Raw genomic sequence first — 19607 nt, 5'->3', positions numbered from 1 at the left:
ACTATTTTACTTCACGAACTTGGATGGTTTCGACTCGTTCTTCACCAGCGATAATATCAGAAAGGATGACTACCTTTTCTCCCATTTGGAGGTATCCATTATTCACAAGAGTTTGGATGGCGAGTTTGATTGTTTTTTCTGGATCAGAAGAAAAATCCACTCGGTAAGGAATGACTCCTCTCGTCAGCCAAAGTTTTCGCCTAACAGATGTCATATTTGTAAACGCATGGACAATTGGATACTTTGGATGAAACGATGCTAGGTTGTTAGCAGTGATCCCACGACGAGTGATCGCAATGATGGCATGTGCTTGCATGGAATCGGCTAAATTTGCCGCCGAACGAGCCATCTCTTCTTTTTGATCTTTCGGTTTTCTTTGCGCAGCAAGGCCGAGGTTGATCGACATCTCCATACGACGCGCAATTTTATCCAACATCTCCACACAACGCACAGGAAATTTTCCCATAGCGGTTTCACCGGACAACATAATGGCATCTGCTTCTTCATACACAGCATTGGCAACATCGGTCACTTCCGCTCTCGTAGGAGAAGCATTTTGGATCATAGATTCCAATAAGTGAGTCGCAACAATCACACGTTTTCCTTCTTCTTGGCAACGTTTGATGATCCTTCTTTGGACAATGGGTAGTTCTTCGATTTCAATCTCAACACCCAAATCGCCACGAGCCACCATAATCCCGTCGGACTCGCGGATGATGGCATCTAGATTTTTTAGGCCTTCTTGGTCTTCGATTTTTGCAATGATTTGTGCATGATGATTTTTTTCATCAATGATCCCACGTAATTGGATCACGTCCTCTGGAGTTCGGACAAAGGATAAAGCCACAAAATCAATATCTTCTTCTAAACCAAAAATAATGTCTTTTAAGTCTTTCGGAGTGATGGAAGGTAAATTAACTCGAATCCCGGGTAAGTTGATATGTTTTCTAGATCCGAGTTTCCCACCATCTAACACAGTACAAACGAGTTCATTCTCGCGAATTTCCTGTACAGCCAAGTTAATGAGCCCGTTATCAACTGTAACTTTATCACCAACCTTTAGGTCTTTTACAATATCACGATAGTTTACAAAAACACTTTGGGCTTCGGCTTCCATCCCTGGAATGATATGGAAGGTAAAAGTTTCACCCACTTTTAAGTGGAGGTCGTTTTGAACATCCCCAGTTCGAATTTCCGGTCCTTGTGTATCGAGAAGGATGGAAATTGGTTGTTTATGTAATTCATCTTTATTGAGCGATTTAATAATACGAATGATCTTTCTATGAAACTCATGGTCTCCATGACTCATATTGATTCTTGCGATGTTCATCCCAGCCAATGCCAGACTTCGGATCATTTCTTTGGAAGCAGTCGCAGGACCAATGGTGCAAACGATTTTTGTTTTTCGAGCTCTTAGTTGTTCAATAGCAGGCATAATTTTAAGGTTTTAACCGGGGTAAGATTCTATTCAGAAAGTCTAATTGCGATTCGGCAATGTCGAATTTCTCTTGGTTTGGAAATTTTTCGCTTCGTTGGCGGTCACTCTCAGCTTTCACTTTATCAAAAAGTTTTTTGCCATGTCGTTTTAGATACCCTGTAGAAACAAGGACCGGCCAAGGGAATTTTTCCCTTTGGTTTCGAATGGGAAAACTATAGATTTCTTTTCCGCCAAATTTTTTTAAGAAAAATATCAGATTCTCTTCTGTAAACTTTCCATTCAGTTTAGAAAGTACATACTCGCGGTCAGGATACACTCCAAATTCCCAAGCCTCATCCAAAATACGAATGATTGACTCAATGGATTCTTTCCATTTTTTTTCTTCTTCGGGGCTACCTTGTTTTACTGGTTCAGAATCTTCTTCTCCACCATTAAATCCAGAAGTAGATGCTTCCGCTTGGTGTGTCTGTTTTGATCTTTTTTCTGCTTCCTTTTCGGACTCTTCCCTTTCTTTCAAACGGGCTTTAACAAGACGATCCCTTTCTTGAGATATTTTTTTAGCTTTTTGACTCGCCAAATCCTTGTTTAGTTGTTGTTGTAACCGAGCTTTAATCGGAGGGATTTCAAACTTATGAACAGTCATACTGCCCATAATCATTCGCCAAATCCTCGTAAAAAATGGGAGGAATTGAAAAAGACTTTGTGCTTCGATTTCTTCCAACAAACGTTTGGGACTTTCATCATTCATATGAAGGGTCACATTCATTTGATTTAACACGCGGATTTCTAAATCAGAATGTTTGATTTGGAAAGTTCTTTTTGCTGATTCAATTGCCTGAGGAATACAGGATTTATGAAGGATAAATTCGTTATACACCTTGTTATCAGCGTATTCCGTATAAAGAAGTTCCGGTTGCGCAAGAAGAGAGGCGCGAAACTCGTCGGTTAATGGTTCCCCACTCACACGAAGTAAGTTTACTTCAACAATCCGGCCTGCTTCCGCAAGGAAAGCCATAAGATCGTCAATTTGTTGTTTGCGTTTTTGTTTTTCTTCTCTTTCTTTATCTTTTTCGATAATCTCATTAAGAACCAGACACTCTTCGATTAAAGTTTTTTGGTCTCCATAAGAATCATTCATGTAACCTTTAATTTCTGTTAAAAGGTTACGGGGAGAGTTCCAAGAATCCTCGGTGATTTCACCCATAACTCCTAAATTTTTTAGAGCAGGGTAAATTGTATTTTTTGTATAATCAATATAACCATCATAACGATCAGCTATCTCGGACGGCCGATTGTATAAAAAAACACTTTTATTTGCAGGTCTGGAAGCAGAATCATTCCGGAAAAAAAACAGAATTTTATCATCCACCAATTGTTTCAAAATCGGTTTCAAATGGATGATGATGGTTGCATCCTTTTGTACTTTTGTTTTGTCATAAGGGCATTGGAACAAATTCCCAATTTCGGTAGATGCATAAGTATCAAACAACCGGTTAGAATCTACCGCTGCTTTGATGACTTTGCGCATTTTTTCTTTTCCAACATACTTTCTTTTTTCGTTGAACCATCCTTTGATGGCGGCAGTAGAAAGTTCGTTCAAACCCAACGCATATCGAAAAGCAGTTCCCCCATCAGAGGTTGTTGGTCTTGCAAATACTGTATTGTGTTTGATAAAGGTCTTTGGATTTTCAGGATCTCCAGGTTCATTGGGATGAAACTCGAGGACGTTCATCTTTCTGATGATGGCAGGATTTTGTTTATAACTTAAATCGATCACATAGTTTTCTGTACGATCTCGATCAATCGAACTATCGCGTTCAATTTGTTCTACGTTTGGCAAAACTTTGTTTTGTAAAAACTTATCTGTCCACTCAAAGATCACCAGTAAAACTTTATAGATCCCTTTGTAGGAAAAGTCCCCCCGTGAATCCATAGCCTGTACCTTTTGGAGACAGGCAGTGTAATCCATTACTTTTAATTCAGGGAGGTTGGGATCTAACATTTACGTAGTAAATTCCTTAGTTAAAAAATCCTTTTTTATACAATAACTCTGCATTCAAAATCGCAGCACCTGCCGCACCTCGAATCGTGTTATGCGAAAGTACAACCCATTTCCAATCCAAAATTGGATCTTCCCGAAGCCTTCCGACTACAGTCGTCATACCTCTTCCTGTCTCTAAATCCAGACGAGGTTGGGGCCTATCATTTTCTTCGCGGTAGAGAATAGCCGGGTTTGGTGCAAACGGCAATCCCAATTTCTGCGGTTCCCCTTGAAAATCGGCCCAAACTTTAAGAATCTCTTCTTTTTTTGGTTTTTTATCAAAAGAAACAGAAACACAAACCGTATGTCCGTCAAAAACAGGAACACGATTGCAATGAGCTGAAATTTTAAAATCGGCCGATTGGATGATCCCATCTTTCACTGTGCCCAAACATTTTTGTGGTTCGATTTCTGCTTTGTCTTCTTCACCACCAATATAAGGAACCACGTTTCCAAGAATGTCCATAGTCGGAACTCCTGGATATCCAGCACCAGAAATGGCCTGCATCGAAAACAACATAACAGACTTTAAACCAAAAGCATCCATGAGAGGTTTCAATGAAATGGTAACACCCATAATGGTACAATTGGAATTGGTAATGATTTTTCCTTTGGTCTTTTGGAATTGTAAAACATCCAAATGATGTGCATTCACTTCCGCAGAAAGAATCGGCACGTTCGCATCCATTCTATGATTTTTAGAATTAGACAGAACCATAACCCCCGCTTCCGCGTAAGCAGTTTCTACTTCTCCAGCTATGGATGCATCAAGACCGCTGAACACGAGTTGCACGCCCTTCGTAACTTCAGGATTTGGTAACGTAATGATAATGTCTTTTGCATAAGCAGGGATATCGGATGAAATCTTCCAACGAGATTTCATCACTTCACCATAAGTTTGGCCGGCACTTTTTTCCGAAGCTGCCAAATGAGTCACCGTAAAATAAGGGTGATTCTCCAAAAGTTGAATGAATCTTTGACCGACGGAACCTGTTGCTCCCAGGACTCCAACTTTGATTTTTTCCATAAAATTCCTTATCTAATGTAAGGATTGAAAAACATCCTATTTCGGAAAGAGATTTCCAATTCTTTTGGCATAAATCGGATTCATTTGTTCCATTCCAAGATAAGTAAAGTGGTGGAAGTCGGAAAAACCCTGCATGGGTAAACTTCGGTGGATGTCCCAATAATAGACTGACCCTCCTGCCAAAGATTCCAGATAGGCCAGATGGTCTTTATACCAAGTAGAGTCTTCATACCAATCAAGGGAAATGGGACTCTCGGGATTGTTGATGAGTAAAAAACGAACATTTCTCTCCCGGAAATGATCTGCGATTTTTTTAAGATACCGGAAGTGGAAATAAGGTCGAAACGATTCCTCGCGAATTCTTTCTTTTGCCAATTTTAAGGCAACGAGGTATCCGATCCCTGGCCTTTTTTCCAGTCCCTCAAGCAACCGGTAATGAAAGTACTTACGATATTCTTCATCCTTCATTCCTAAATAACGAAAGTCTTCGGTTCTTGGCTCCCTTTCGTATTGGATTCCAGACTTTGCTTCTTCTAGTCCAAAAGTCTGCTCGAGTCGCACCCCCATTGGATCCAAATGATAATCTAAATATGCTCCCGTTGCCTCGTTTGCAAACCACACCCTTTCTAGTTTTACAGTGACTAACTTTTTCTCTAGGAAGAACTTTGGATCCAAGTAGAGTTTGACCCAACCTTCGCGGGTGAGGGTAATTTCCTGGCGTGTGGTTCCGTTGGATATTTCCATCCGGCAAGGTTTCCCCGCCAAAAGAAATTGGGTTACCTCAACCCAGAACCCCTTGTTTTTAATTTTCTCTGTCGGGAAAAAACTAAAACTTTGCCCCGTCCAACCAAGGCCATTAATTCCTTCTGGAATCAAGACCCCCGCATAGGCATGATAACTGGTATTTCGACCAAATCGGTGTTGGATCAAATTTTGTAAGTTTTGTTGATAAATATCTTTATAACGATAAAAAGAAAAAGCAGAAGAAAGTAAATACTGAGACCGGGTCTCCCAATTCATCGAAGTGCCAACTTCTTTTAAGGTTTCCCAAGGAAATACCCATAAAGACTGAGGAGCCTCCTCAAAAGTGAGTGCGTCTCTCACAACCGCCGATTCATCCACGGAATCATTCCTACCGTCAGGGAACATAACGTAAGTTCTGTGAAGCCTATAGTCGATAAAATTGACAGGATAAACGACTAGATCAGGTTCTAATGGATCCAACCAATTCAGTAATAAATATACATAAAGAGGACTATTTCCTGCGTAAGCTAAATAAAAAACATCCACATCCAAACCAAAACCACCAAGTAAGGACTCCTTTAGTTTCCGGGCATCGATAGAATAATAAGCAACGGAGCTCCCCACAATGATGATTCTTTTTTTGGTTTTAGGAAGAGTGCGAATCCTCTCATACTCATATAAAAAATTAAAGAAATGATTGGTATTCCAAGGTGATTCATTTGGTAACAAAAACTGAAGTTTTTTAAAAATCAAAAAATCCAAGGCAAATAGGGAAACAAGTAAGAAAGATATAAGTAATAACCGCTGTTTCATACCACCCTCTAAAAGACAAAATACACAAAAGGTTTGCTATCGGCCGAAAACAAAACAATCAAAATGAGGGACACAGATACCAAAACACCAAAAATAGCCGTTTTTCCTAAGGAATTTTCCCATTTTTTAAATCCATCTAACAATTGTCTGTTGTCTTTAAAATAAAAACTTCCAAAGATATGTCCGACCAAAACGAACAATAAACAATAAACAAAGTTCATTTCAAAGGTATAAGGCAGGGAAAAACCCTCTTTTTTGACAAAAAGGCCCTGTAGGTAGCACAGAGAAGAGGCAAAATCACTACTCCTAAAGAAAATCCAAAGTAAACTCACAGAAAGGAATGTGAAAAACACACGAAACCACCGCATCCAATCCAAGGTCCAAAAAGGAAATCTCTGAAAAACCGATCTCTCTAAAATGAGTAAAATCCCATGGCAAACTCCCCAAACTAGAAAGTTCCAAGAAGCCCCGTGCCAAAGTCCTCCAATGGCCATCACAAGAAACAAATTCCTGTAAGTTATATTTTCGCTAATCCGGTTTCCACCAAGAGAGATATAAATATATTTTTTAAGCCACTGGGATAGGGAGATATGCCACCGAGTCCAAAACTCCGAAAACCCAGCGGAAAGGTAAGGCATCTTAAAATTTTCAGGCAACCGGAACCCAAAGAGAAGTGCCGCTCCCTGGGCAATGTCTGTATAACCCGAAAAGTCGCAATAGATCTGAAAAGAATAAGAAAACATTCCCACCCAAAGAGCTTTTGTCGAAACCTCTCCAACATGGAGAAATACAAAGTCTGAGGTTTCGGCCAAATGATCAGCGAGCACCATTTTCTTAAATAACCCAAGCAAAATGAGAAAAATTGCAAAAAGAACTGGGATCCGTGGGAAGAGGAGTGGCCTACGAATTTGGGGCAAAAAGGACTTTGCCGTGACGATCGGACCTGCCACCAACTGGGGGAAAAAGGAGAGAAAAAGCAAATAGGAAAGAAAACGCTTTTCAGGCTCCAATTCCTTTCGGTAAACATCCACTAAATACGAAATGGACTGAAAGGTATAAAAGGAAATTCCCACAGGAAGGAGGACATCTGCCCAAAAACCAGGGGCAAATAGCGAGCGATTCGTAAAATATGCCCAATTTTGATCAATAAAATGACCATATTTAAAAAATATCAAAATTCCCAGGCTATTTGCTAGAGAAATTCCCAAAACTGACTTCCGCCAAATAGGAGAATGAAGAAAACCGAGCGTCCTAGCCAACCAAAAATCGACAAAAGCAACCCAGAGCAAGAGGGCAAAATACAGTGGGTTCCAAAAACAGTAGAAAACTGCACTAATAACAACCAAATAAACGATTAATACTAATCCGGAAGTCAGCTTACAATAATCATATTTTAGATCATCTTTAGGCAATATTATGCGTAAAGTATGCCAGATCAAAACAGCAGCCGGAAGGAACAACGCAAAGATTGCCGAATTAAAGAGCATATATCTGATCAATTATAAGCAGTTACACATTATACTTGCATTTCACTCCGCAATTCGGACAAGTGCAAGTAACTTCTGCCTTGACCCTTCGTCCCTGCGCTCCCTCCACCTTGCCAACTGCCACAAAATCAAAGACAATCCCCTCTGGGACAAAGTGTCCAGACCCATATTTAGCCGTTCCTTCAATCAAATTGGAGCAGGCATGGCATTTCACCCTAAGTCGTATCGTTTCCGCCATATAAAAAAGAACGGTGGGTTGCGTCGCGGGGCCTGGCAACCACTATTCAAATCTCTGACAAATTTACATACGGATGCATTTTCGCTACACATGACTTTTTGGCAGGTAAACTAATCATTTTGAGTGAATTTGGGACTGCCGAAGCATTTTATCTCATAAGCGGGAAAGATTTGGAAATTTACCTAAAATCTGAGCTAACTGCCCCAGGTTCGTCACTTCTTTCCTTGTTTTTCTGCTCTCCTATCCGTAAAAGTCAAAATTTCCCTTCCTGTGCTTCCCACAGGCCCACTTTTCCATTTTAGGCAGTTTTTTAGAAATTCCACAAAATCGCCCCGAAAGCCTTCAAATAGAGGGCGGTAGCATTCGAGAGCCATAAACGCCCAAATTCTTGCATCCCAAACGAATTGACAGCTTTGCCCAAATGATACGCGGGCATCGCTAGCAAATAGAACCTTCTCGGAAGCATTCAGACCTCCTTCCAGGATTTGCCGAAATACAGGCGCTCCAAGCAATCGCCCACTTCTTGCCTGCCCAGGTGCCATCATGCCGTGGTTTGGGTGCCCTAATGGGAACAGTAGCTGCCCAATAGCGATCAATAGCCAGGAACCGAACTTATGTTTGGTGGCCATCCTCGGGCAATTAGATTTCCGGGGATCCAATTTAATAAATGCCTAAATTTTGGCAGTTTTTTTGAATTTGCGAGTGAATTTCCAATTAACTTTCGGGCTAGAGGAAAGAACCCTAGATAAATGCTTAAAAATGGTCAATTTTGGGGAAACCAAGCTCTAGAGTGGATTATGTTCCCTCACGGAGAAAATGGAAAATCTTCCCTGTGCGCAGCACAGGGCGGTTTGTTCCTGGGTTGTATTTGCCTTTTTTAGGACTTTTTGGGAGTTGATTTAGGGGAAGACTTCCCCTTCTTCACAGGAGTTGTGGATTTGTTTGTGCTACGTTTTGATTTAGCACCGCTTGTAGGCTGTTTTCTTGCTGCCTTGGAACCAGAGCGGTCTGCCCCAGATCTTTCCTCTTCACCAGACAATAAGTCGCTAGGAACCCTTCCATTCCGTTTGACCATGTAGATGAAATGTCGGACATACTGTGTGTATGGTTCCGGGATGGTCTTTGGATCAAAGTTTTTTGGATCCTGGAGGAGCTGGTTGACGTGTGCCAAAGGGAGGTCATCCTTACTGGTTGCCATAAGAATTTCCAATCGTTTGCAGATCTCTGAGTCATTGACTTCAGTAGAGAGTTTTCGCATGGCATTGAGAAATTTTTGGAAGGCAACTCGCTTCGGCTGAGACATATCCCCAGAAAACCAAAAAGTCCTGGGCTGGCAATCGATTTTACAAAGGAATCCTCTAGGCCATTCTCAAAAACAGAACCACCTTCTCTCTCTACAAGAGTTCCTATTTTGGAGAAAGCTGCTTCGCCTTGGCCGCAAACTTTTCCGAAACAAGATGTTTTCCAGTGAAGGGAAGATTTTGTTTCAGAGGAATCAGTATGACCTAACTGAGCTTTTGTTACAATTTCTGAGTTTGAGATTTCATAAAAAGCAAGTTCCGTTGTTTCAGGAACCACCACTTCATAAACCAATCCATCTCTAAGTTCTATCGGCGTAAGAAGTTCATCGTTCGGGATGATGACAGGAAGGTCTAACTCATCCGCCATAAGGCCAGAAACGGGAAAAATAAAAATCACAGAGAGCAAAACCAAAAGGGCGCTCTTTTGCAACTTTTGTGCCAGATTTTTTATTTTTCCGAGGAAAATCATAGGATTATCCTCAGTTTTCACCGAATTATTACAAAAATAAAGCTTTTTTTGGGCGATTTTGGTTATTTTTTTAGGATCTGAGAGCGCACGCGGAGCTTCCATTCCCAAAGGACAATTTCATGTTCTAGGTCTTGGGCCGTTTCTTGTTCTTTGGCAAGAAGGGCATAGATCATATGGGAGATCTCTTTGGAAAAACCGGAGTCCAATTCTTTCTCAAAATCTTCGACACGAAATTCCAAAATGAGAACTGCCAACCGAAATGCTTCATTCATGGCAATGAGTTGGTTTTTCACCACATCTAATTCTGGTTTTTTTAATTCGTTTTTGATCATCACATCGAGGAAGGTACGGATGAACATTACATCATCGGAGGATAGATGGAAGTCGAGAAGGAGTTGTTTCACCTTATCAAGTTCCATAGCCCGGAGGTGGATCCTCGCTAAAAATACCGGGTTCTCGCTGTAAGTATTTAGGTTCTGGTTTTTGGCAACGTCAGTGGCACGAACCTTATCGTAATCCACCACACCCTTATCCTTGGATTCATCGGTTTTCGGAGATTGGGATTCCGCCGAAGTATTGATCCTTTTTTTGATCACAAGGATATTCATGCTAGGGTATCTGATCTTAAAGGAAACCATGTCGGAACGTGGGATTTCTTCATCCACAACCAAAAATTGGGCCTGCTCCCCTCTCTCCCAAGCCGCCATCAATTCTTCTTTGTTTTTATAGTGGTAGATGACCACGGGAAGGACATCGCTGAGGCTCCCCGTTCCTAAATAGATAGTTTTGATTTCGTTGGAAAACCCATGTTGGTAAGGGATAACGAGTTTCCCTGCTTTGACATTCACAAAGGAAAGTTCTCCCAAATGGAAGTGGGAGACATCAAAATCGTCTCCAAAAAACCCAACCCGGGGGACGTTGACAACTATGGAATTATTCCTAGCACCCTTGGGGACTTCCGGACCGGAATCAGTAAAAACGACGTAGGTAAGCTTGGAGAGTCGAACTTTAACTAAAAAACCAGCGGGGGTTTTCCGTTCTTCGTATACAGTATCATCCATTTTTACATTAAACCAAGCTGTTTCATTTTATATTGGAGGGATCCCCTCGAAATACCCAAGGCCTTTGCCATCCGGATTTGGTTGCCCGAAAAGATCCGCATAGCCAGAAGAATCTTCTGCCTTTCTAAGGCCTCGGTTCCACGCCGCAAGTCTAAATCTTCGGCATCGGGAATCTCCAAATCCATTTTGGATTTTCCAGGTTCTAAATCTGCAGGTTCTACCTGATTTGTACGACAGGTGAGAATCCCTGTAAGAATGGTATTTCGAAGGTCCGTGAAATTTTCCGCGTAACCCCTGGAAACCAATTCTTGCAAACTTCGATCTCCTAATTGCAAACCGGAGCGGTTCTGAGAATCACATAATTCTTCAAATATGGCCTGAACCAAGGTCTGCAACTTTGTTTTAGGAAGGAACCTAAGCGTTGGTAGTACCAACGAATTTTTTCGCAAAAATCTTTCAAACTCTGGCAATAATTCTTGGCCCATTTCTTCAGACCCAAGTAAAAAAAGAGAACCGGAATATCCAGACTTGGACCACCAATCGGAGAGGATTTGTTGTTGGCCTAAATTCAATGCCTGAATCCCGACAAGGACCAAACTCCCCTGCTTTAATTCGGTCCCCCAATTTGAAAGTGCTTTTTCCAGTTTCCCAAAATGCTCCGGAAGGGATTCAACCACAAGAAATGGAGCTCCCGGGAGATGGGATTGGTGGATCCATTTTGCCAAAGTTTTTTTGCCAGACCCCGCCTGGCCAAGGATGGTCAGGACTTTCTGGTTGGCAAATTCCCTTCTGGCTAGATCCAAATTAGGAATTTCTTTTCGGTATAAAGAATGCGAATTTCCTTCTCGAATTGTCTCTTGGATTCCGAAACTGGGTTTGGATTTCCCCCATTCGTTCCCGATCTTGTCAGCAAAAAGACTTAGAAAAATTGCAAATGGAAGATGGCTCGCCTCTTCCATTTCTGCTAATAAAAAACCAATCTCGGATTTTTTAGAAGAGATTCGAATGGCGAAAGCATTTGTTTTTTTTCCAAAAAGTTCGAACTCAGTTCCGGAAAAAAAAACAGGTTCGGGAGAATGCATTAGCTCTTCCCAATGTTCAGAACCTCGGTTTAGAAATGAATAATAAAACCCATCTTCTCCATATCCGAAACTGGCAGATTCATAAAAAGAATCTTCTTCCTCTGCTTTCAAAACAACTACGCCAGAAGAGAATCCAAGTTCCGTACATAGCCCCTCCCACAAAATTGGAAGGACAGAATCCATCCAATCCTTGCCCGTTTTTTCGGAGGCAAGCAGGGGAATTGCTTGGGAAGACATGTTATGAAACTGTTTAAATTTAATCACTTTGTCAAGTACGTACCTATTTGAATGTCGGATGTCCGACGTAAACAGAGGAGATAGTTTTTGCTAATTTTCAGTATGTCGGATGTCCGACAATGGAGAGAGAAGGGGCCAAAAAATCCTTTTTTTGCACCTTTCTAAAAATACAATTGATCCCAAATTTTCGACAAGAAAGCATACCATTTGGGAAGGGAAAAAGAGACAGATGATCACGATTGCAGTTGCAAACCAAAAAGGCGGAGAAGGAAAAACTACTACTTCTTTGAATCTTGCCATGGGTCTCGCCCGTCGAAATCATAAGACCTTACTCATCGATATGGATCCTCAGGCCAATTCCACGGGAATTTTTCTGAACCCGGAAACTGTTGAAAAAGACTTAGCGCACCTCTTCCAAAATGCCACTAGCCTAAAAGACATCATTACTCCGGCGTATAACGAGCATTTGTGGGTTGCGCCATCTAGCATGCGCTTGGCGGAAATGGAAACCGTTTCCGTAAACTCAGTAGAGGCTCCTTATATCCTAAGGGACTCTCTTTCCGGAATTAAAGATTTTGAATTTGTCATCATTGACTGCCCCCCATCTCTTTCCATTTTCACGGTAAACAGTTTGGTAGCCGCCAACTACGTCCTCATCCCCCTCCAAGCAGAAAAGTTCTCCATGGACGGAATTATGGGTTTGCAGCAAACCATCTCCTCGATCAAAAAAAGGATCAACCCTGACCTAGAGATTTTGGGCGCCCTCATCACCCAACTCAAACCCCAGACCCTACTCACAAAAACCATCCTACCCGTTTTGACAAAATACTTCCGTATCTTTGAACATACAATTTCGGACGGAGTGGCCATCGGAGAAAGCCATCTAGCAAAAAAATCTGTCTATGATTACAACCGGGGTTCTAGACAATCCCAAGAGTATGAAGGTTTTATCGAGGAGGTTTTAAATGAGCTTAAAAAGTAAACGCCTCGGAACTCTCGCCGATATCTACCAAGCAGAAAATCTAGATGGCACCATCCGAACCATTCGGATGGACAAAATCCAACCCTCCGAATACCAACCAAGGCAGGAGAGAAAAAAGGGAATCGAAGAACTGGCTCAGACCCTAAAAGCGGACGGGCTTTTGCAACCCATCATCGTCTCCAAGGGAGAAAAAGAAGGGAGTTACAAAATCATCGCTGGGGAAAGACGGTATCACGCAGCCAAGTCCCTAGGTTGGCCCGAAATCGAATGTAAAATTCTAAACCGACCCGACAAAGAAATTTATAAATTAGCAGTCATAGAAAATCTCCAAAGAGAAAACCTGTCTCCTTATGAAGAAGTGGACGCCCTCCTCTTTCTAAAAAATTCCCATAACTATACTGACCAAGAGTTGGGGGATCTTTTTGGAAAAAGTCGGAGTTATATGACGGAGGTGCTCTCCATCACTTCGATGTCCAAAGAGGATCTAGAGAAATGCAAAAAAAATGAAATCTATAATAAGAACCTTTTGGTCCAAGCAGCGCAGGCAGCAAAAAAAGGAAGTTTAGATGAATTCTTAACCCTCTTCCACAAGGGAGCCCTAAAAACAGTCAGGGACGCCAAAGATTTCAATAAACAGTCCAAATCGGGTGAATCGAACCCAACAAAAAACCAAACCTTATCTGGGTATAAAATCCGGAGAACAGGGACAGGAATTCAAATCCTATCGGATGATGAAATTTTGTTAGGTGATATCTATAAATTCATCCGCAAAGAATTAGTGAAAAAATACGGGGATTCGGCATAACCCAATCAAGTACTAAGCAGTCAAGTACTTAGGAAAAAAATTTTAAGTACTCGCCTGGAAAATTACTGTACGAACTTGACATCTGCCGGAATCCGACAATAATGTGACATAATTAAAGTGATTTGAGTTTGAGCAAACGTTTCTTGAGACCCAAGAGACGTGGGATATTTAGTATCCTAACCCGAAACATAAAAAAATTCCCCTGGTGTTCCAGGGGGTCGGGGTTTCCCGAAGGAATGTTGTTGGATGAGACATAATTAACATTATGTCAGATAATGTCAACTCCTTCGTAAAATTTGCTTAAATTTGGTTTAATTTTTGCAGAAAAGCGGAGGAGCTTTTGTGAGCGACCAGCGGCATCCCTATATCCGACTGATGACCGACATCATAGATTCAGGTGTTTGGGCGGAGCTATCCCATGCAGCCAAAACACTCTACCCTGTTCTTTTGAAATTCAGTGACTACAACTTCAAACCCGTTTGGCCCAATACGGAAACTTTGATGAGGCTCACCGGGTTCAAAACAAAAAAGTCTATCGTATCAGCCAAAAAAGAACTCACCCATGCGGGCCTGCTTTACCAAGTTCCCGGTAGCGGTAGGACTTCCACAAGATACCACTTCTCCTTTCATTATGAGGGATCCAGAATTACCCCTCTGGGGGATACAAACCGACTCCCCAGGGATTCCGAAATGGGGTCCTCTGAGGGATCGAAACCGGTTGGTAAGGGGGGTGCGGACGGAACCCCTAACCATATTAATATAACTATATCTAATACAAACAATGTACCGGCTCCGCCGTCCGCTTCGGAAATGGGTAAGGAAAAAGAGGAAAAAAAAGCATTCGAAACTTTGGTAGAATTATTTGGTCCTGAAATTGCTCTGGAGGCCTATAAAAAAGCGGTTTCGTTACATATGGAATCAAATACAAATTATATCCAATCTCTATGTAGGGAACTGGTATCTTCCCAAAGGCAAGAAGTGCTTAAAACTGAGCAAAAATATCCTATGGAAGAATTGGTTTCACACCCGGCTTCTTGGGCCGGATTCTTATCTTGGGCCAGTAAAGAACTCACCCAATCTTCCTGGAACCAATTGGATCGGATCCAAGTGCAAACCGATGGGAATGTCATCATTGTGACCTCTCCCCTCCAAGGGCATCTGCGCCAAATTGTACAGATGTATTTTACGGAAAAAGTCAAACCAGCGGTACTCGTTGTATTTTCAGAGAAAGAAGAAGGATCACGCCTCAGTGAAATTCGATAGACTGGATAGAAAAACGGTATTTTTTGGAAGGAATTAGCAAACAAAGCGCAATGAAAGATCATTTAATCCGCACAAGCCACCCCTACTCTTTACCCATTAAATCAGTTTCCACTTCTGGAACTTACGAAGTCAAAAACGAAGAATTTTTATCCTTTTTTGAAGAGAAGGAGCAGTCCTCACTTTCTTCTATCATCTTTAAATTTGATGATGTTGTTTATTTTAACGGGATCGAACTTTTGCCAGGCAAGGATGGTTTAGATTTTTTTCCTGATTCGTTTCGGTTTGAATTATCCCATGATGGAAAGTATTGGGAACCCATTTTACAAGAATCATCCTTTCGGAAATCATTCAAAACTTCAGCCAAATGGCTTTTTTCGCTTACTAGCGCTCGTTATGTGAAATTTGTTTCTAAAATTTCCAGGAAAGCAAGTAACGGAAAAAATCGGATTAGTTTTGGTCAGTTAAAAATACTCATTACTGGGATCCAATCCATCCAAGCCAGTTCGGAACTGGACAGATTGTATGTAAAAGAAAATCTTTTTGATACAAGGCCTGATTACGGATGGTCTTCTAAAAAGAAAGAAGAACCAGAAGAAGAATATTTGATTTTGGATATGGGTTCTGTGAACCGCATCGAAGAGATGCGAATGCTTACCAAAAATGATCCAACTACTAATTTTCCAGAAAGGTTTGTTACCTATTATAGCGAAGATGATCTGACTTGGCACCAGTTACATGAAGAGAATTTCTTTTTATCGGAACCGGGGACTTGGTATAAATGGAGATTTTCTGCAGTCAATTTACGTTTTCTGAAATTGGTTTTTTTCCAAGAGAAACAACCAAATAAAAAAGATTACATCACCGAAGTCATAGAACTCGAATTATATTCTAGCCCAGATAAAAAAGATTACGGTGGGCCAACGAGAGAACCCCTTCCCTACGCTTCAGTGCTTCGTTCCGGAATCATTCGTTTGGCCGTGGATGGTGAGGTCAAAGAAGGTGTGGTGGTGCAGGCCAATGACAGACGCCTTCGTGATGCCACTACCGAATACCGTGGAATTGTTGAGTTAGCATCGGATGGGGAAGAAAAACCAGGTGTTGCCGTCCAAGGAAATGATAAACGCCTAAAAATCGCCACTGAACTTACACATGGTCTAGTTAGGTTGTCTAGAAGTGGAGAATCGAGACCAGGACTTGTGGTACAATCAGACGATGAACGTTTGCGAAGTGCATCCACCGACCACCCGGGGATCGTGGAGCTTGCGTTAGACGGAGAAACGCGGCCAGGTGTTGTTGTCCAAGGGAATGACTCTCGTTTGCGAGTGGCCACCAAAAAATCCATCGGTCTTGTGCAACTTGCTGAATCTGGTGAAGTTGCAATTGATAAAGTTGTTACTGGGGACGACCCAAGGCTTCGTGATGCCACAAACACTGCCAAAGGGATTGTACAACTTGCACCCAATGGTGGAGAAGAACCGAATACGGTAGTGCAAGCAAATGACAAACGATTGCGGCATGCAAGTACCGAAGTTCACGGAATTGTACAACTCGCCCACTCTGGTGAAACCAAACCAGGTGCCGTTGTGCAAGGGAATGACAAACGATTGGCGAAAGCTGGATTTGAAGATGCAGGGATTGTTTTATTGGCTAACCATGGTGAGTCTATCCCTGGTAAGGTGGTGCTTTCTGATGATCCAAGATTGTCTGACAAAAGAGATCCGAAACCACACACACATCCGTATGCAGAAAAGGAACATGATTTTAATTCCCATACAGGGCTTTTGAAAATTACGGGAGAGGCAGAAGGTTCTACCAAGGGATTTGTTCCTCCACAAAGTAAAGATGCTGTCATTTATGGAAAAAACACAAAATTAGGAACTGGAGTTTCCGGAGTTTCTTCTGGGACTGGGGTATCTGGATTTGGTGATTCTGTTGGTGTATACGGAATTTCTAAGGGAAAGGATTCCAAACAATCTGCTGGAATTTTAGGTGCCGGAACTACGGCGCCTGGTGGACGATTTTTATCTCAATCCGATTTTGCTCTTGTTGTGGATGGAAAAGGAATTCCAGAGTTAGAACTTTCTGGTTCAGGAAAAGCCATTTATGCTAGTGGTGAGTCTTTATTTGAAGGGAATCTCCGGATCACAAAAGATGGCGGCGAAGAATGTATCGCTCGTTATTTCCGATTGGATGGGAAAGATGTTGTGACTGCGGGAGACCTTCTTGTCGCAACGGAAGAACCAGGTGTTCTTGGAAGATCGAAACACCCCTACTCCACAAACGTAATTGGAGTTTGTGTGACTAGTGCCCATCTTGTTTTTGGAAAACAAGAGAAGGCTGTGGAGTATGTGCTTGTGGCCTTGCTTGGGATCGCCAAAATCCATGTGGATGCAACACAAGTTCCTATTTATCCAGGAGATCTTTTGGTTTCAGGCCTTTCTTCTGGTCATGCCGTTAAAGCGGATCCATCAAAATTAAAACCAGGAATGCTTGTGGCAAAAGCAGTGGAAGCTTGCAAACGAGACAAAGGAAATATCCTTTGTATGTTAACTTTCTCCTAAAAACAAAGGAAGTGAGGTGGGTTTTTGAATGAAACCTGCCTCAACCGCACGTTTGAGTAAATACTCTACTGCACCGTGACCTTCTTTCCCTAAGTTTTTTGTATAATCATTTACATACAAGTTGATATGAGATTTGATTACCGCATCATCTTTGTTTTGCGAATTGGTTCTGATATAATCCATCATTTCTTTCGGTTCTAAATAGGCTGACTTCAAACTTTCTCTGAGATTTGATTGGAATCTAAGGGCTTCGTCGCGTGGGATGTCCCTACGGATTGCTATGGCACCTAAGGGAATGGGATAACCTGTAGAACTTTCCCACCATTCTCCAAGATCCACAACCTTTTCCATTCCTCTTGCTTCGTAAGTAAATCGTTCTTCGTGAATGATGACACCAAGACTATTCTCCTCACTCATTACTTTGGGAATGATTTCATCATAACGAATGGGGGTTGGTTTTTGTTTCCCGTTTGTATGAAGAGAAAGGAGAAGGTTTGCCGTGGTCAAAAGTCCCGGAATGTATAGATTTTCGTAACTACTGAGATCTGTTTTTGTATTTTTTTTCCGGACAACAATGGGACCACAACCCCTTCCTAATGCGGACCCAGTTTCTAATAAGATGTATTTTTCGATGATATGGAAGTAGGCGGCAAACGAAAGTTTTGTGACCGGGAATTTTCCCTGGAATGCAAATTCGTTTAAGTTTTCTACATCATATAGTTCTTCTTTGACTGGATAACTAGAATTTCGAATCAAATGGTAAAAAAGAAAGGTATCGTTGGGACATGGAGAATAAGCTAAAGATATCATGGGGTAAAGAAAAACTCCTTTGTGGGTGTGATCCAGACAATTCGAATGATTAAAAATACAAATAAGGTGATGGAGATACCAAGGAAAAAACGAATTAAGGGTTTTTTTAAAATACCTTCTAACAGTAAGGAAAAAGGCAAAATGAGCGTAAACATTCGGCTGAGATTGTCAAAAGATCTCCAATAACCTTCTTCTGCGATGAGGATGACAAACAAACTTCCAAAAATTGGGATGAGCAAATTGATGTCGGTGGCAAAAGATTTTTTTAATGATTGGATACAGACTATTGATAAAATTAAAAAAGAGATAAAAAAGAAAATTTTTGGAAATTCCTTCAGTTTGAACTGAATCGAGTTTCCGTCCTGAAAACTTTTAAAAAATCCGAGTAGAGGTAGGTCGGTCATATCTCTGAATCCGAGAGGGTTGGTTCCTAAATGATTTGGAGGTTGGATCCAGCCATATCCCACCAAACAAAGAAATGCGATTCCTGGGATTGAATATAGAACCATGGCATCCCATTTTTTTTCGGTGAGTTTTTTTAGAACAATCGGCAAAAGGAATAATACTCCGAGTTCACGAGTGAGAACCATAAGAAGAAAGAAAAACACTGCCAAGTAGTCTTTTTTGTTTTTGAAAAAGTAAAATGCAATGATTCCAAAGCTGACAAACAAAGAATCAGCAACTAAGAGTAAATTTGCATTTAGCGAAAATGGGGAAAACAAATAGAAGATAACGAACCATTTCGATTTTTCTGGGAGAAGTGAATACAAACAAAATACAGAAAGAAAAAAGACTAAAAATAAAAAACTAAGGGTGATTGCTGGATAATAAGAAAACCCAAGAAACTGAGAGAAAAAACCAGTAAACAAAGAAAGACCAATCCTATGGAATCGGAAATGATAGGAATCAACAATGAGGCCCCAATCACCAGAATCGAACAGGTCTTTTGCGAGAAAATAAAAGAACTGTCCATCATACCCACCCGATTTATAGATCACAAAATGGGAATCAACTAGGTTTGGATTGATTTCGTAAAATCCCTCCCAAATGCCAATGAGAGCAGAAAGGGAATGCCCATAGGGAGCGGTTTTGAAGTAAACAAGTCCCCCTACTCCTAAAACGAACAAAAAGATGAGAACCCAAAGTTGGCGCAGCTTCACTCTTCCATTTTGCAAAATTTAACAGATTCGAAAAGGAATTTCTCTGGAATTTTACGAAGATTCTGACAGTTTGTATCCAAAGTTGGGG

16 protein-coding genes are annotated in these 19607 nt (G+C 41.3%); 4 read left to right on the top strand and 12 right to left on the bottom strand.

The genetic code is table 11. The features are described from left to right. Position 1: 1 nt before the first annotated feature. From pyk to EHQ16_RS12360, 10 genes are all read right to left on the bottom strand, one after another. Positions 2–1435 carry a pyruvate kinase gene (gene pyk, locus EHQ16_RS12400; protein WP_135631868.1) on the bottom strand — a complete coding sequence of 478 codons (1434 nt, stop codon included), beginning with the start codon at positions 1433–1435 and terminating at the stop codon, positions 2–4. A gap of 4 nt (positions 1436–1439) precedes the next feature. Then, the gene (locus EHQ16_RS12395; protein ID WP_135631869.1) at positions 1440–3440 is read right to left on the bottom strand and encodes a hypothetical protein; all 2001 of its coding nucleotides are present in this window, start codon (positions 3438–3440) and stop codon (positions 1440–1442) included. A gap of 16 nt (positions 3441–3456) precedes the next feature. Next, positions 3457–4506, bottom strand: a complete 1050-nt coding sequence (gene asd / locus EHQ16_RS12390; protein WP_135600946.1) for an aspartate-semialdehyde dehydrogenase — start codon at positions 4504–4506, stop codon at positions 3457–3459. Positions 4507–4542: 36 nt separating this feature from the next. Then, positions 4543–6063 (bottom strand): hypothetical protein, encoded by a 1521-nt coding sequence (locus tag EHQ16_RS12385; protein WP_135631870.1) that lies wholly within the window; start codon positions 6061–6063, stop codon positions 4543–4545. Positions 6064–6071: 8 nt separating this feature from the next. Beyond that, positions 6072–7238, bottom strand: a complete 1167-nt coding sequence (locus EHQ16_RS12380) for an MBOAT family O-acyltransferase (protein WP_279632414.1) — start codon at positions 7236–7238, stop codon at positions 6072–6074. A 334-nt stretch (positions 7239–7572) separates the two neighbouring features. Next, entirely contained in the window at positions 7573–7788 is a 216-nt protein-coding gene (locus EHQ16_RS12375) for a hypothetical protein (RefSeq protein ID WP_083901925.1), read from the bottom strand. Positions 7789–8000: 212 nt separating this feature from the next. Further along, positions 8001–8417 (bottom strand): hypothetical protein, encoded by a 417-nt coding sequence (locus EHQ16_RS19500; protein ID WP_135631872.1) that lies wholly within the window; start codon positions 8415–8417, stop codon positions 8001–8003. 248 nt (positions 8418–8665) lie between these two features. After that, positions 8666–9091: a phosphatidylinositol phospholipase gene (locus tag EHQ16_RS12370; protein ID WP_135631873.1), complete on the bottom strand. Its 426-nt coding sequence runs from the start codon at positions 9089–9091 to the stop codon at positions 8666–8668. 529 nt (positions 9092–9620) lie between these two features. Continuing rightward, positions 9621–10619, bottom strand: a complete 999-nt coding sequence (locus EHQ16_RS12365) for a hypothetical protein (RefSeq protein WP_135631874.1) — start codon at positions 10617–10619, stop codon at positions 9621–9623. A 2-nt stretch (positions 10620–10621) separates the two neighbouring features. Next, positions 10622–11938, bottom strand: a complete 1317-nt coding sequence (locus EHQ16_RS12360) for a helix-turn-helix domain-containing protein (RefSeq protein ID WP_135632060.1) — start codon at positions 11936–11938, stop codon at positions 10622–10624. Positions 11939–12167: 229 nt separating this feature from the next. Between EHQ16_RS12360 and EHQ16_RS12355 the strand changes: the two genes are divergently transcribed. The 4 genes from EHQ16_RS12355 (at position 12168) to EHQ16_RS12340 (ending at position 17549) form a co-directional block, all read left to right on the top strand. After that, positions 12168–12920 (top strand): ParA family protein, encoded by a 753-nt coding sequence (locus EHQ16_RS12355; RefSeq protein ID WP_135631875.1) that lies wholly within the window; start codon positions 12168–12170, stop codon positions 12918–12920. Continuing rightward, on the top strand, positions 12904–13725 hold the full coding sequence (locus tag EHQ16_RS12350; RefSeq protein ID WP_135631876.1) for a ParB/RepB/Spo0J family partition protein: 822 nt from the start codon (positions 12904–12906) through the stop codon (positions 13723–13725). The genes EHQ16_RS12355 and EHQ16_RS12350 overlap by 17 nt, the downstream gene beginning before the upstream one ends. 375 nt (positions 13726–14100) lie before the next feature. Beyond that, positions 14101–14988, top strand: coding sequence for a helix-turn-helix domain-containing protein (locus EHQ16_RS12345; RefSeq protein ID WP_135632061.1), 888 nt, complete (start codon positions 14101–14103; stop codon positions 14986–14988). Positions 14989–15038: 50 nt separating this feature from the next. After that, on the top strand, positions 15039–17549 hold the full coding sequence (locus tag EHQ16_RS12340; RefSeq protein ID WP_135631877.1) for a discoidin domain-containing protein: 2511 nt from the start codon (positions 15039–15041) through the stop codon (positions 17547–17549). Here EHQ16_RS12340 and EHQ16_RS12335 read toward each other — a convergent pair. After that, positions 17535–18359, bottom strand: coding sequence for a 1,4-dihydroxy-6-naphtoate synthase (locus EHQ16_RS12335; RefSeq protein ID WP_135631878.1), 825 nt, complete (start codon positions 18357–18359; stop codon positions 17535–17537). The genes EHQ16_RS12340 and EHQ16_RS12335 overlap by 15 nt on opposite strands. Then, positions 18356–19534, bottom strand: coding sequence for an AZOBR_p60025 family cell surface glycopolymer formation protein (locus EHQ16_RS12330; RefSeq protein ID WP_135631879.1), 1179 nt, complete (start codon positions 19532–19534; stop codon positions 18356–18358). The genes EHQ16_RS12335 and EHQ16_RS12330 overlap by 4 nt, the downstream gene beginning before the upstream one ends. Between the last annotated feature and the right edge of the window lie 73 nt (positions 19535–19607).

The organism is Leptospira kanakyensis (assembly GCF_004769235.1).
Classification (GTDB): domain Bacteria; phylum Spirochaetota; class Leptospiria; order Leptospirales; family Leptospiraceae; genus Leptospira_A; species Leptospira_A kanakyensis.
Note: the sequence above shows the minus strand (reverse complement) of the source record. Positions and strands in the feature narration are given on the sequence as shown.

Bases quoted from the DNA above. Each gene is read 5' to 3' on its own strand.
- pyk (WP_135631868.1), bottom strand. From the start codon at position 1,435: ATGCCTGCTATTGAACAACTAAGAGCTCGAAAAACAAAAATCGTTTGC.
- EHQ16_RS12395 (WP_135631869.1), bottom strand. From the start codon at position 3,440: ATGTTAGATCCCAACCTCCCTGAATTAAAAGTAATGGATTACACTGCC.
- asd (WP_135600946.1), bottom strand. From the start codon at position 4,506: ATGGAAAAAATCAAAGTTGGAGTCCTGGGAGCAACAGGTTCCGTCGGT.
- EHQ16_RS12385 (WP_135631870.1), bottom strand. From the start codon at position 6,063: ATGAAACAGCGGTTATTACTTATATCTTTCTTACTTGTTTCCCTATTT.
- EHQ16_RS12375 (WP_083901925.1), bottom strand. From the start codon at position 7,788: ATGGCGGAAACGATACGACTTAGGGTGAAATGCCATGCCTGCTCCAAT.
- EHQ16_RS19500 (WP_135631872.1), bottom strand. From the start codon at position 8,417: ATGGCCACCAAACATAAGTTCGGTTCCTGGCTATTGATCGCTATTGGG.
- EHQ16_RS12370 (WP_135631873.1), bottom strand. From the start codon at position 9,091: ATGTCTCAGCCGAAGCGAGTTGCCTTCCAAAAATTTCTCAATGCCATG.
- EHQ16_RS12365 (WP_135631874.1), bottom strand. From the start codon at position 10,619: ATGGATGATACTGTATACGAAGAACGGAAAACCCCCGCTGGTTTTTTA.
- EHQ16_RS12360 (WP_135632060.1), bottom strand. From the start codon at position 11,938: ATGTCTTCCCAAGCAATTCCCCTGCTTGCCTCCGAAAAAACGGGCAAG.
- EHQ16_RS12355 (WP_135631875.1), top strand. From the start codon at position 12,168: ATGATCACGATTGCAGTTGCAAACCAAAAAGGCGGAGAAGGAAAAACT.
- EHQ16_RS12350 (WP_135631876.1), top strand. From the start codon at position 12,904: ATGAGCTTAAAAAGTAAACGCCTCGGAACTCTCGCCGATATCTACCAA.
- EHQ16_RS12345 (WP_135632061.1), top strand. From the start codon at position 14,101: ATGACCGACATCATAGATTCAGGTGTTTGGGCGGAGCTATCCCATGCA.
- EHQ16_RS12340 (WP_135631877.1), top strand. From the start codon at position 15,039: ATGAAAGATCATTTAATCCGCACAAGCCACCCCTACTCTTTACCCATT.
- EHQ16_RS12335 (WP_135631878.1), bottom strand. From the start codon at position 18,359: ATGATATCTTTAGCTTATTCTCCATGTCCCAACGATACCTTTCTTTTT.